The following is an 11,396-nucleotide window of genomic DNA, read 5'->3' on the forward strand; positions in this document are numbered from 1 at the left end:
GGCCACCAACCCCGTCCCGGCCACCAACCCCGCCCTGGCAAAAACCCAAAGCCCACAAACCGACCCCGCCCTGGCAAAACCCAAAGCCCACAAGCGAAATCCCGCTGTCAAACACAACAGCGGGATTGTCTTTCGGCAAAACTAGCCCATTAGGCCAAGCTAGCCCTGCTCGTTCTGAGCCTCTACCTGCTTGCGGACCTCATCCATATCCAGCTGATTCGCCTGGGAGATGAGGTCATTAAGCGCCTCGCCAGGCAGCAAGCCGGATTCACGCGCCAGCAGAATACCGTCGCGGAAAACCATCAGGGTTGGAATGGACTGGATCTGAAGAGCTGCGGAAAGCTCCTGGTTGGCCTCGGTATCAATCTTGCCGAACACGGCATCCGGGTTCTTTTCGGATGCATCCTCGAAGATTGGGCTAAAACGCTTACAAGGGCCACACCAATCTGCCCAGAAATCCAGTAGCACGATGCCATCCTGAGAAACGGTGTCCTGGAAGTTCTCGCCGGTAACCTCAATCGTTGCCATAGTTAAAGGGTCCTTTCGTTGTCGATTCACTAGTTTTTTGCTCTAGTAGACCCAACGATACGCAAGAGCCGGTTTATTCCCCACGAATCGTTTACTGTTTTTCTATGACTACTTCTTCTTCTCCTACTTCTTCCCAGTTCGACGCCAACACGAACCCCTCCCCCGTCTTCCGCATGTATAAAAAACTTTCCAAGAAGCCGGGTGGCAAGGCGCTGTTTTCGGCCGCGGTTTCCCTGAAAGCCCCCTACTTCTCCACGGTATTGCCTCGCCTGCAGGAAATGCACCCCGGATACTCCGAAGTCAAGGTGCCAAAGTGGTGGTTGGTCAACAACCACATCAAGACCTTCCATGCCATCGCGGCATGCAACGCGGCCGAGTTCGCCATGGGCATGCTGGCGGAGGCCTCCTTGCCGAACACCCACCGCTGGCTGCCCAAGGGCATGCGCACGGAATACCGTACGAAGTCCAAGGGTGGGCTCACCGCTCGCGCCAGCGCCGACCTCCCCGATTTCTCCCAGATCACGCGGGAATCCGGTGGCCAGACGCTCACGGTGACTATTCACTTTGAGGATGCTGCCGGCAACGAACCTGTATACGCGGAGATCGACATTTGGGTGACCGCGAAAAAGTAGAACCAAGGCGCCCTAGGGCGACATGATCAGCAACGCTGCCACGTAGCCCAAAAGAGCGGCCACGATGCTGGCGGCGGTCATCACCACCAGTTGTCGCATGCCCACCCAGCGCGAGGGTCCAGAGGTTGGGTGATTGAGGTTCGGCGTGGCGTCGATTAAAGAGCGAAAGCGCGGGGGCAGCGCCTCGACTATCGCAGTTGAGAAAGTAGTGAACCCACCGCAGAAGCCCGTGCCCCAAAAGGTGATCAGCAAAGCGACGGTTGAGTTGTAGCTACTGGCTTTGGGTAGCGATTCACCCTGACTGGCCAAGGGAGTCATGCCCGTGAAAACGTAAGTCGCACCCAGAAGCAGCCCGAGGGCCGCGCTGCCTGCCACGTTGATCACCGTGAGGCTGGTGAGGGGCGACATCCCCACGCGGGAGGACTTCAGTCTGCGATCCACCGCAAAACGAGTGATTGCGCCCAAGCCACCGCCGATCATCACGGCGAAAATTTCCAACAGAGAGTTCATGAGCGCTGCCCGTCGGTGCCGGCCTCGGCCTCGGTCTCGGGTGAGGGTGCGGGTGAGGGTGCCTGCGGTGCTGTGCTGGTGTGCGTGGCTTGTGGCGCCTGGCTGGCCTGCGTGCCCTGCGGCACCTGGTGCACCACCTGCGTGCCACGAATACCCGCGCCCCACACGCGCCCCGCTAGCGCAGCGATCACCCCGACCAACAAGCTGGCGATGCAGTAGCAAAACCCGCCTGCGACCTCCGCAAACGTGGGTATGGCGGTCAAACCAGCGCGCAGCTGCGCAGAGCTCGCTTCTAGTCCAGCGGCCACCGAAGCCAACGCGCTGAAGGAAGTAAACGCCCCCAGCGCACCGGTTCCCCACAGCACGCGCGCCTTGGAGTTCCCATTCGGGTACATACTCACCAGCGCACCGAGCATCCCGGCCCCTACGGCATTGCACAGCATGAGCGACAGCCCTGGCAGCCCCCAGATGTCCCATAGATAGTTGCCAGAGCTGGGGGCGAGAGATACGCGCGGCAGCGCCGTGGACAGCACCCAACGCGCAAAAGTACCGACCATGCCACCGGCAAATACCCAAAGGTATTGCCGGGGCAGGGTCGGTTGTGTTGCTACAGAGGGGCTAGTCACCCCTCTAGCCTACAAATTCCGCGCTCAGAACCCTACCTCTGATCGAAGTAATGAGGGTTCCGGCAGAACTTACTGCTGCTTTACGAGGGAGAGGTCGAACTTCAGGCCGATCTTCTCGGAAACCAGCACGCCGCCGTTATCCAGCTTGGTCTGCCAGGTCAGACCAAAGTCGCGACGGTTAATGGTGGTCTCACCTTCGAAGCCAACACGGGTCTGTCCCCATGGATCCGTAGCCTCACCGTTGAAGTCGAAGTCGATGGTGATCTGCTTGGTAACACCCTTGATGGTCAGGTCACCGGTAACGCGCAGAGTGTCCTCATCCAGTGGCTTAGCTTCGTTGGAAACGAAGGTGATCTGTGGGTGGGCCTCGGTCTCGAAGAAATCACCGGAGCGCAGGTGGTTATCGCGATCGGTGTTGTTCGTGTTGATGGAACCCGTATTGATCTCCACATTGATGGAGACGTTGCTAAAGTCTTCGTTCGCGGAAACGGTGCCGCTGAACTCGTCGAAGTTACCGCGAACCTTGGTAATCATTGCGTGGCGTGCGGTGAAACCCAGCTCGGAGTGGTCGGAATCGATGGTGTAGTTACCTGCGTACTTGCTGAAGTCAGACATGGTTAGACCTTTCGTTTGGTGTTTACATTGAGTTATTCATCAACAGCGGTAGGCCACCCGCCCTCGAGTGTAGCGCCTCATTCGCTGTCATGTCACTAACCTACACAACAGTAGGTGATGTGTCAACAAAGCGGTTGATGTGGTGTAATAGTCGCGTCCAATTTTGGTTCTCAACCTGCTCTATGGTGATAATTTTGCTAGACACATCAAACTCACTCCAGACATCAGTCGTTCCCGAAATAACCACGACGGAAGTACCCATGCCGGATCCAACCCCCACATCGCAGCAGAACACCCTCGATTCTCACCTCGCGCCACGTAACCCCTCCGGTTCTGCGCCCACGCCAGAACAAGCGCCTCGCTGGCTCACCGCCGCCGAACAAGCTACCTGGCGCGACTGGATCTTTGTTACTTCTCGTATCGACGCCACCATGGCCCGCGAGCTGCAACGTCATTCTGACCTCTCTTTGGCTGACTACACAGTTCTGGTGCCCTTATCGGAACATCCCCAGCGGCGCGAACGGATCGCAGCTTTAGCGGAGGCCCTGCAATGGGATCGCTCGCGGCTATCCCATCAGATCACTCGCATGGCCAAACGCGGACTTGTGCGCCGCGAGTCCTGCGCCGAAGACGGTCGCGGTGCATTTGTGGTCATCGAACCGGCGGGGATGGAGGCGATCAAAACCGCTGCCCCCGGTCACGTAAAGTGCGTGCAAGATTCCTTCTTCGATCAGTTGGATCAGCGCGACAGCGAAGACCTTCAACGCATTCTGCGCAAGCTCGCCGCACAGTTTGAAAACGACCGAGCCTAAAGAGGCTTATACCCTGGCACGGCGATTGCCGTACCTCTACGGCATCGGCGCAATATCGCGCGCAATGTCACTGAACTTAGAGAACTGCAATTGGTGAGCCACCGTCACCGTACCGATGGGGCCACCACGATGCTTGGCTAGGATGATGTCTGCCTCCCCCTGGCGTTCGTGATCGCGGTTTTGCGAATCAGGACGGTGAATCAGCATAACCATATCTGCATCCTGCTCCAGTGAACCAGATTCACGCAGGTCAGAGACCCTGGGCAAAGCATCCTCGCCACGCGATTCCACACCACGGTTCAACTGCGAAATAGCGATCACTGGAACGTTGACTTCCTTGGCCAATAGCTTCAATTGACGCGAGAATTCGGAGACCTCTTGCTGGCGCGATTCCACGCGCTTACCGGACGACATCAGCTGAAGGTAGTCCACCACGACGAGCGAAAGATCCGCCTGTTGCTTTAAGCGCCGCGCCTTCGAACGAATCTCCATCATCGTCAGATTGGGTGAATCATCGATATAGATTGGCGCTTCGGCAATCTCGCCGATGCGGGCGGTAAGCCGATTCCAATCCTCATCATCCATTTTTCCGCCGCGCATGGCGGACAGGCGCACATCCGCCTCGGCGGAGAAGATACGCATCATGACTTCAGACTTGCTCATTTCCAAACTGAATAGAGCTGAAGCCTTACCTTGACGGATAGACGCGCTGCGCATGAAGTCCAAAGCCAACGTGGACTTACCCACGCCGGGACGGGCGGCAACAATAATCATTTGCCCACCACTGAGACCGTTTGTTAGGTCGTCAAGATCCCGGAATCCCGTCTCGATCCCCTTCGCTTGCCCACCCGAACTCAGATCCTCGATTTCGTCCATCGTGGATTCTAGGAGCGCCTCGAAGATTTCGTAATCCTCGCTGGCCGACTCGTTCGTGATGGAAAACATTTCCTGCTGAGCGTTATCCACCACCGTGGCAACTTCAGCACCCTCGATACCGGAATAGCCCAGCTGCACAATGCGCGTACCTGCATGGACAAGCCTGCGTAGTGTGGACTTTTCTTTAACGAGCGCAGCGTAGTACCCCACGTTGGCGCTGGTGGGAGTTTTCGCCAAAATGCTATGCAAGTACGGAGCCCCGCCCACGGCCTCCAGCACACCGTCGCGGTCCAGATACCCCGCGACGATAACCGGATCCACCTCCTTGCCCTCGCCATAAAGCCGCAACACGGTTTCAAAAATGGTCTTGTGCGCAGGACGATAGAAATCATCACCAGAGAGGATCTCGACCACATCGGCGATCGCATCCTTATCCAACATCATGCCGCCTAGCACACCTTGTTCGGCGCCGATGTTCTGTGGCATTTCCCGCCCCGCATCTTGAACCTGCTCACGGTAATTGCGTTTGAATCCACCGGAGCGTTTGCCACCTTGAAAGGCATCATTCGAGCTGCCCGCGCCCATGCTGAAATCACCGGGTTCCATTGGGGGTTCGTCAGGTAACGGAATATCGTCGAAGTTGATGTCTGGATTCTGTGGGCTCATGCGTTCAACCATAGTGCGCAGACCCGTATACCGAACTAGTAACCCTCGTGGGTTCACAGGTCTCCCGCACCCCAACCGGCAGACCCCACCCACCCGAACTCACAACCCTCCCGCACCCCAACCGGCAGCAATTCCGAACCCACTCACACCCCCTTGAAAGCGAGTTATCCACAGGGGTCTGGGGATAACTCTGTGGAAGATATGTGAACAACACCTCTTTCCCCAGCTCAGCCTGTGGATAACTTGTGTATAAACACCCCCCTGACCAGCGCGTTCGCACGTTCCTGCAGCTCAGGGGCCTTTTTGAGGTTGACCCAGCAACAAACCCCCCGGTGGATAACTTTCGTCACATGTGTTAACTGCATCGTGAGATTTTGACTTTTTTATACCTACTGGTCACCCAATTAAGATTCCATTTCCCCGATAGCTCACCGGTCCGCCCTCGTTTTCCACAGGCTACCTCTTTGCCCATGTCAACCCCGATTCAGCCAAAATCCCGCCTCATACGATTTTGTATACTAAACCTAAAGATATGACGAATTCGCAGCCCGAATCCCGCAACCCCAACCACGCAGCCACAACACTGGAAACCCTGCTTCTTCCGCACAACACCTCCCCGGACAACCCACTGGACCTACTCATCGTGGGCGCAGGCATTTCCGGCATCGATCTCGCCCACCACGTAGCTAAAAACTTCCCCGATTGGTCCTGGGCCATCGTCGATTCCAACTCCGATGTGGGTGGCACGTGGAACACCTTTACTTACCCCGGAATCCGCTCGGATTCGGACATGGCCACCTTCTCCTTCCCCTTCGAACGTTGGCCCCATCAAGGAACGCTCGGCTCAGGAGCGCGAATCAAGGAACACGTTCGCCAGGCAGCCGCTCAGGCTGGGGCTCTGGACCGGCTTACGCTCAGTACATGGGTCCGCCACAGTAACTTCAACTCCGCGCTGGGCCTATGGGAAGTCGATGTAGTGGAGGGCCCGCCCCGCAGCAATAACGCAGAAGGATCCCTGCGGGGCGTCAATAAAGAAGACAAAGGGCACACCGTTTACACGCGGCGCCTGCATTTCGCCGCGGGCTACTATAAACACAGCGCAGGGTTCACCGCGAAGATTCCGGGATTAGAGAACTTCGAGGGCACAGTCATCCACCCCCAGCGCTGGCCGGAAGACGTAGATGTACGCGGAAAGAACGTCATCATCATTGGCTCCGGGGCCACCGCCATCACGCTCTTGCCCGCACTGCACGCCATGGGGGCCAACACCACGATGTTGCAGCGCACCCCCACCTACATCGCTCCCCTGCCGGAAACCGACATGATCAGCACCGTCACCGGCGCGATCATCGGCTCGAAGGGTCGCCGCGGTCAGCTCGCCGGGCGCATCGCGCGCTCCGGACATATCGTACGGGACATGGCGCAATACCACCTGTGCCAAACATTCCCCACCATCGCCAAGGGCGCATTCTGGGCAATGAACCGCGCCTACATCGGTGCGGAGGAAATCAAACGGAACTTCACCCCGCCCTACGGCCCATGGGATCAACGCGTATGTAAATCACCTGGAGGGGACTTCTTCCGAGCCGTGCAGCGCGGCGCCTCAGTGGTTACGGGGGTTATCGACCAGGTCCAAGCCACAGGCATTCTTCTCACCGACGCCACCACGCTCCCCGCCGACATCATCATCACGGCCACCGGCCTGCAGCTGCAGGCGTTCGGTAATGCGGGATTCAGCGTGGACGGCACTGACGTACCCACCAAATCCATGGTGGCTTACCGCAGCATGATGGCAAACCGGATCCCGAATTTCAGCTACACCATCGGATATCTGAACCAATCGTGGACCCTACGCGCCGATATGACCTCGCGTTACCTAGTCCAGTTGTGGAAGGACATGGAACAGCGCGGCGAGGCTTTCGCCTGCCCTGTACTCCCTGACGACCTGCAGGCAAACCTCCCCATGCTGGAGATGGAATCTGGTTACATCGTGCGCTCAGTGGGCGACCTGCCACGGCAGGCGGCCCGCGATCCGTGGCGCATGGAGCACGACTACATCCGGGAACGCCGCACATTCCTGGGAGCGGATAACACAGTGGATATGGCCTTCGGGGATGCCGCAATCGCTGCGACTGCTCCGCTTGCTGCCGGACAAGGTGGAGGTGGCGCGGAAACACTAGTCATGCCGGGCTAAGGCCCGTTACAGCCTGTCCTGGGTGCGGGCAGGGAACCCGCCCCGAGGCCCCGCATCACGGGTTAGACCACATCTGCAGACCCCGCCATACGGACTCCCCGAGGAGAAAAGAAGGGGCCCGGCTGGTCTCCGCGCCATTAACGTGCACGGAACTAGCCAGGCCCCTTCTTTGGGTGCTGTTGTCTAGATATGTCTTATGTCTCTAGGTAAGTGTTCTTAAGCCACGAGTCGTACGGTGTGTTACACACCTTGCCCCTTGGAATCACTCTCGTGATCTCCGTACCATATGCTTTCTCACCCGCAGTGGCGCCTTTTGGCGGTGTCTACGCGCCGGCATTTTTATCCGACGCCACGGAGGTCCCCAGCAACAGCGTTGTCTAGGCGCTAGCTGGGTGCTAGGCAGCGACTGGGACGGCGTTGTCTAGGCGTCGTCCCACATAAAAGTACAAAGAGGCAGCGACCCGAATTACTCGGCTACAACCTCGAAGTTGAGGTTTGCAACGACATCAGAGTGCAGCTTGACCTCGACAGAGTACATGCCGGTGGATTTGATCTGTCCCTTGCCCAGCTTGATGCTCTTCTTTTCCAAGGAACGGCCGTTGGCCTTCTTCACTGCAGCTGCAATGTCTTCAACGGTAACGGAGCCGAACAGCTTGCCTGCCTCAGAAGTACGAACTGGGATGCTCACACCGGACAGAGCCTCGAGCTCAGCCTTAACCTCGCGCGCGTGATCCAAGTCGCGGATCGCGCGTGCTTCCTGGGCACGCTTGATGCCCTCAATCTGCTTCTCAGCGCCGCGGGTAGCAACGATTGCGTAGCCGCGTGGAAGCAGGTAGTTACGTCCATAGCCAGCCTTGACCTCGACGATGTCGCCTGGGACACCGAGGTTGTCAACGGTGGCGGTAAGGATCAGCTTCATGATCCAACCTTTCGTTGTGCGTGGAGTTGACTCGTTTTAGTGATTAATTTCTAAAATGGCGGCTCATCATCGCCGTCACCAAAACCGGACTGCGGTGCAGAGTTCCATGGGTCATCCATCGCGGCGTTACGCCCGCTGAATCCTTGGTTGCCCTGATTGCCACCGTTGTCGCGCCCACCCTGTGGGCCTCCAAAACCACCCTGGTTGCCACGTGGAGCCTGGCCACCCTGATTCCCAGAGTTACCGCCGAAGCCACCTTGGCTGCCCTGGCCGCCACCGGCGTTACCGCCGAAGCCGCCTTGACCACCCTGGTTGAATCCACCCTGGCCGCCACCGCGGGAAACCTTGTTCACCTGTGCGGTTGCGAAACGCAAGGATGGACCGACTTCGTCGACCTCGACCTCCATGACCGTTCGGCGCTCACCGTTCTTGTCATCATAAGAACGCTGGCGCAGACGGCCCGTGACGATCACGCGGTCGCCCTTATGCAGGGTTTCCGCAACATTCTCCGCAGCTTGGCGCCACACGTTGCACGTCAAGAAGACCGCCTCGCCATCCACGTACTGACCCGCCTGCGAGTCGTAGCGGCGCGGGGTGGAAGCGACTCGGAAGTTAGCCACAGCGGCGCCATTTTGAATGAAACGCAGCTCGGGATCAGCAACTATGTTGCCGACCACAGTGATTGGAATGTCTCCCTGTGCCATGTGTCTTACCTCGCCTTGGAAGTTGGGTGTGGAATTGCTTGCAATGTCCGGTTTACAAGGACTGCTTAAACGTCCTTGCGCAGCACCTTGGTGCGCATGATGTCGTCGTTGATCTTAAGCACGCGGTCAAGCTCCTGCACGGTAGCCGATTCACACTTCAGGTCGAGAACAACGTAGATGCCCTCGTCCTTCTTGTTGATCGGGTACTCGAGGCGACGCTTGCCCCAAATGTCGACCTTCTCCACGGTACCGTTTTCCTTGCGGACAATCTCCAAGTACTTGTCCAGCGACGGGGCAACGGTGCGCTCATCCTGGGAAGGGTCGATGATGATCATCATCTCGTATTGACGCACGGACCTCATCACCTCCTATGGTCTTAATGTTTTTTCGGCCATACCCGGGTTTGGGCATGGCAGGAGGGTCGTTGCGTCAGCAACCTATTCAGACTACAGTGCGCGGACCAAAATCAGAAACGCACGCCCGTGCTAGCCCTTCGTCGCAATGAAAATTGCCGTCGTGGTTGGCACGATCGTCATGAATACGATTGCGATGGCAAACAAGGTCCACACCAGTTTCCGTGGTTTGTTCGTGCTGAAGCTGGCGAAGGACGCACCAAAGAAAAGGAACCCGATCAGCACACTGCCGATCGTTACCCACATTGTCGGACTCATAGTTATTCGGTCTCCCTTGTATCTGTCATCGCCTGGTGTGCTGTTGCTGGGCGTGCCCCGTCCGGGTGCGTATCTGTTGTGTGCGGGGTGGCCCGGCGCGCTTCGTCCTGTTTCGGTTCGGCCCGGCGCGCTTCGTCCGGTTGCGGTTCGGCTGGGCGCGCTTCTAGCGTTGCGAATTCGGGCTGGGACCCCACCCGGTGCGCTTCCCGCACCGGGTCTGGGTCCTTGCCCAAGATCTGACGGATAACTAAAACCGCCATGAACACCAGCAGACCCAACCGGATCACCGTCATCGTATCCGCCAACCACTCCGGCGCCCGGTGCCCCGCCGGCAAAAACTGCCACATGCGGACGTACCAATAGACCGCTTCCAGCGCTGCCCACCCGAACACTAGGCGCCACCTCGGCAGTGCCAGCACCAACATGGGGACCAGCCAGATCGAATACTGCGGGCTCCATACCTTGTTGGTCACCATGAACGCTAACAGTGCAAGGAACGCCACCTGCCCCAACCGCGGCGTGACGGGCGCTTTGAAAACCACCAGCCAAGCCAGCGCCACCAAACAGATCGCCAACAACACAAACGTGATCAGGTTGAATGTGCCCACGCCCTGCACGGCAGTTGAAGGTGAATTACCATCCCACGCGCGCTGCCCCGTCACATGCGCGATCACCGCGTAGATCGTGGAGCCCTCCCAGCCACGTTGTGAATTCAGGCGGAAGAACTCCCCCCATCCTTGCGGGGCCAGCAGGTAGATCGGCAGATTGATGGCCGCTAGCGTGATGAACATTCCGGACAACATTCGCGCCAGCGGCAACCACAAGCGATTACGCAAACACAACAGGATGATGGCCCCGCCGATGAAAGCCGGCCACAGCTTCAGACTAATCCCTAGGCCGATCATCACGCCCGAAAGCGCGGGGCGTCGGTTAAACCACAAAGCCATCGCGGCTACGGCCGGCAGTACCGACAGCAGGTCAAAGTTCGTGAACGCGTGCACGATGACCAGCGGAGAAGCCGCCATTAACAGAGTGTCCCACACCCGATTGCCTGTCATGCGCGACATGATCGCCACCGCTGCCATCCATGCCAAGGCTAAAAAGAAGCAATTCACCGCAAAATAAACGGATGCCTCCGGAACGGCACTCATGCCCAGGGGCTTAAACAAGGAATAGAGGAAATGCGCAATGACCGAGTTAAGCCACTGGAATAAACCCGACAGGACCGGATACTCCATATAGCGCACGGCTCCATCCGATCCCGTCCACGAATTTAGGTACGGAAATACCTGTTCATCCAGGCGGTGGGAATGGTACAGCGTGATCGTGTCGTTGTAGCACGCGCTGGTGTATTGCCTGTGGCCACTCCAGTCAACAAACGGGCCGCTTTGCCCGTGGCCTGTGCGCACACACTGGCCCTTTTGTAGGTAGCCGAGAGTGAGGAACAAACCGGAAACCGCCACGAGGATCCGCAGCGGAGTCCACCATCGAGCTCGGCCAATCAGGGCGTGCTTACCCGGCTTGCCGCCGATGAAATCAACAAACCCCGACGCCATAGGCTCCGTGACCGAGGGAAGCACTCTAGTACGGTTGCTTTCCAGCGGGCGGAGTTGCGTCGGGGTTTTTGTCATGGTGGGCATTAT

The 11,396-nt window shown here is 58.0% G+C and carries 13 protein-coding genes; 3 read left to right on the top strand and 10 right to left on the bottom strand.

Annotated elements, in window-relative coordinates; all coding sequences use genetic code 11:
* Positions 1 to 159: 159 nt before the first annotated feature.
* On the bottom strand, positions 160 to 528 hold the full coding sequence (trxA, locus tag HMPREF3098_RS05965; protein ID WP_070434383.1) for a thioredoxin: 369 nt from the start codon (positions 526 to 528) through the stop codon (positions 160 to 162).
* Positions 529 to 632: 104 nt separating this feature from the next.
* On the opposite strand from trxA, the gene HMPREF3098_RS05970 reads away from it, so the two are divergent.
* The gene (locus HMPREF3098_RS05970) at positions 633 to 1,160 is read left to right on the top strand and encodes a hotdog fold domain-containing protein (RefSeq protein ID WP_070434384.1); all 528 of its coding nucleotides are present in this window, start codon (positions 633 to 635) and stop codon (positions 1,158 to 1,160) included.
* A gap of 12 nt (positions 1,161 to 1,172) precedes the next feature.
* Here HMPREF3098_RS05970 and HMPREF3098_RS05975 read toward each other — a convergent pair whose 3' ends face one another.
* From HMPREF3098_RS05975 to HMPREF3098_RS05985, 3 genes are all read right to left on the bottom strand, one after another.
* The gene (locus HMPREF3098_RS05975) at positions 1,173 to 1,670 is read right to left on the bottom strand and encodes a fluoride efflux transporter FluC (protein WP_035116101.1); all 498 of its coding nucleotides are present in this window, start codon (positions 1,668 to 1,670) and stop codon (positions 1,173 to 1,175) included.
* Positions 1,667 to 2,296, bottom strand: coding sequence for a fluoride efflux transporter FluC (locus tag HMPREF3098_RS05980; RefSeq protein WP_141739686.1), 630 nt, complete (start codon positions 2,294 to 2,296; stop codon positions 1,667 to 1,669). The genes HMPREF3098_RS05975 and HMPREF3098_RS05980 overlap by 4 nt, the downstream gene beginning before the upstream one ends.
* Before the next feature lie 69 nt (positions 2,297 to 2,365).
* Positions 2,366 to 2,911, bottom strand: coding sequence for a YceI family protein (locus HMPREF3098_RS05985; RefSeq protein ID WP_035116102.1), 546 nt, complete (start codon positions 2,909 to 2,911; stop codon positions 2,366 to 2,368).
* 260 nt (positions 2,912 to 3,171) lie between these two features.
* Between HMPREF3098_RS05985 and HMPREF3098_RS05990 the strand changes: the two genes are divergently transcribed.
* On the top strand, positions 3,172 to 3,723 hold the full coding sequence (locus tag HMPREF3098_RS05990) for a MarR family winged helix-turn-helix transcriptional regulator (RefSeq protein WP_083284188.1): 552 nt from the start codon (positions 3,172 to 3,174) through the stop codon (positions 3,721 to 3,723).
* A 36-nt stretch (positions 3,724 to 3,759) separates the two neighbouring features.
* Here HMPREF3098_RS05990 and dnaB read toward each other — a convergent pair whose 3' ends face one another.
* Positions 3,760 to 5,265: a replicative DNA helicase gene (gene dnaB / locus HMPREF3098_RS05995; protein ID WP_070434385.1), complete on the bottom strand. Its 1,506-nt coding sequence runs from the start codon at positions 5,263 to 5,265 to the stop codon at positions 3,760 to 3,762.
* Between the two features lie 532 nt (positions 5,266 to 5,797).
* Between dnaB and HMPREF3098_RS06000 the strand changes: the two genes are divergently transcribed.
* Complete coding sequence (locus HMPREF3098_RS06000; protein ID WP_070434386.1) at positions 5,798 to 7,459, top strand: flavin-containing monooxygenase; 1,662 nt, start codon at positions 5,798 to 5,800, stop codon at positions 7,457 to 7,459.
* Between the two features lie 466 nt (positions 7,460 to 7,925).
* Here HMPREF3098_RS06000 and rplI read toward each other — a convergent pair whose 3' ends face one another.
* From rplI to HMPREF3098_RS06025, 5 genes are all read right to left on the bottom strand, one after another.
* Positions 7,926 to 8,378: a 50S ribosomal protein L9 gene (rplI, locus tag HMPREF3098_RS06005; RefSeq protein ID WP_070434387.1), complete on the bottom strand. Its 453-nt coding sequence runs from the start codon at positions 8,376 to 8,378 to the stop codon at positions 7,926 to 7,928.
* A 50-nt stretch (positions 8,379 to 8,428) separates the two neighbouring features.
* Positions 8,429 to 9,082 (bottom strand): single-stranded DNA-binding protein, encoded by a 654-nt coding sequence (locus tag HMPREF3098_RS06010; RefSeq protein WP_035116112.1) that lies wholly within the window; start codon positions 9,080 to 9,082, stop codon positions 8,429 to 8,431.
* Between the two features lie 65 nt (positions 9,083 to 9,147).
* On the bottom strand, positions 9,148 to 9,444 hold the full coding sequence (gene rpsF, locus HMPREF3098_RS06015; RefSeq protein ID WP_172644111.1) for a 30S ribosomal protein S6: 297 nt from the start codon (positions 9,442 to 9,444) through the stop codon (positions 9,148 to 9,150).
* 123 nt (positions 9,445 to 9,567) lie between these two features.
* Entirely contained in the window at positions 9,568 to 9,753 is a 186-nt protein-coding gene (locus HMPREF3098_RS06020) for a hypothetical protein (RefSeq protein ID WP_070434388.1), read from the bottom strand.
* 2 nt (positions 9,754 to 9,755) lie between these two features.
* Complete coding sequence (locus tag HMPREF3098_RS06025; RefSeq protein WP_246815860.1) at positions 9,756 to 11,384, bottom strand: glycosyltransferase family 87 protein; 1,629 nt, start codon at positions 11,382 to 11,384, stop codon at positions 9,756 to 9,758.
* Between the last annotated feature and the right edge of the window lie 12 nt (positions 11,385 to 11,396).

Source organism: Corynebacterium sp. HMSC28B08, from assembly GCF_001806865.1.
GTDB classification, from domain to species: domain Bacteria; phylum Actinomycetota; class Actinomycetes; order Mycobacteriales; family Mycobacteriaceae; genus Corynebacterium; species Corynebacterium auriscanis.

Bases quoted from the DNA above. Each gene is read 5' to 3' on its own strand.
- HMPREF3098_RS06010 (WP_035116112.1), bottom strand. From the start codon at position 9,082: ATGGCACAGGGAGACATTCCAATCACTGTGGTCGGCAACATAGTTGCT.
- HMPREF3098_RS05990 (WP_083284188.1), top strand. From the start codon at position 3,172: ATGCCGGATCCAACCCCCACATCGCAGCAGAACACCCTCGATTCTCAC.
- HMPREF3098_RS05975 (WP_035116101.1), bottom strand. From the start codon at position 1,670: ATGAACTCTCTGTTGGAAATTTTCGCCGTGATGATCGGCGGTGGCTTG.
- HMPREF3098_RS05985 (WP_035116102.1), bottom strand. From the start codon at position 2,911: ATGTCTGACTTCAGCAAGTACGCAGGTAACTACACCATCGATTCCGAC.
- HMPREF3098_RS06020 (WP_070434388.1), bottom strand. From the start codon at position 9,753: ATGAGTCCGACAATGTGGGTAACGATCGGCAGTGTGCTGATCGGGTTC.
- HMPREF3098_RS06000 (WP_070434386.1), top strand. From the start codon at position 5,798: ATGACGAATTCGCAGCCCGAATCCCGCAACCCCAACCACGCAGCCACA.
- dnaB (WP_070434385.1), bottom strand. From the start codon at position 5,265: ATGAGCCCACAGAATCCAGACATCAACTTCGACGATATTCCGTTACCT.
- trxA (WP_070434383.1), bottom strand. From the start codon at position 528: ATGGCAACGATTGAGGTTACCGGCGAGAACTTCCAGGACACCGTTTCT.
- rpsF (WP_172644111.1), bottom strand. From the start codon at position 9,444: ATGAGGTCCGTGCGTCAATACGAGATGATGATCATCATCGACCCTTCC.
- HMPREF3098_RS06025 (WP_246815860.1), bottom strand. From the start codon at position 11,384: ATGACAAAAACCCCGACGCAACTCCGCCCGCTGGAAAGCAACCGTACT.
- HMPREF3098_RS05970 (WP_070434384.1), top strand. From the start codon at position 633: ATGACTACTTCTTCTTCTCCTACTTCTTCCCAGTTCGACGCCAACACG.
- rplI (WP_070434387.1), bottom strand. From the start codon at position 8,378: ATGAAGCTGATCCTTACCGCCACCGTTGACAACCTCGGTGTCCCAGGC.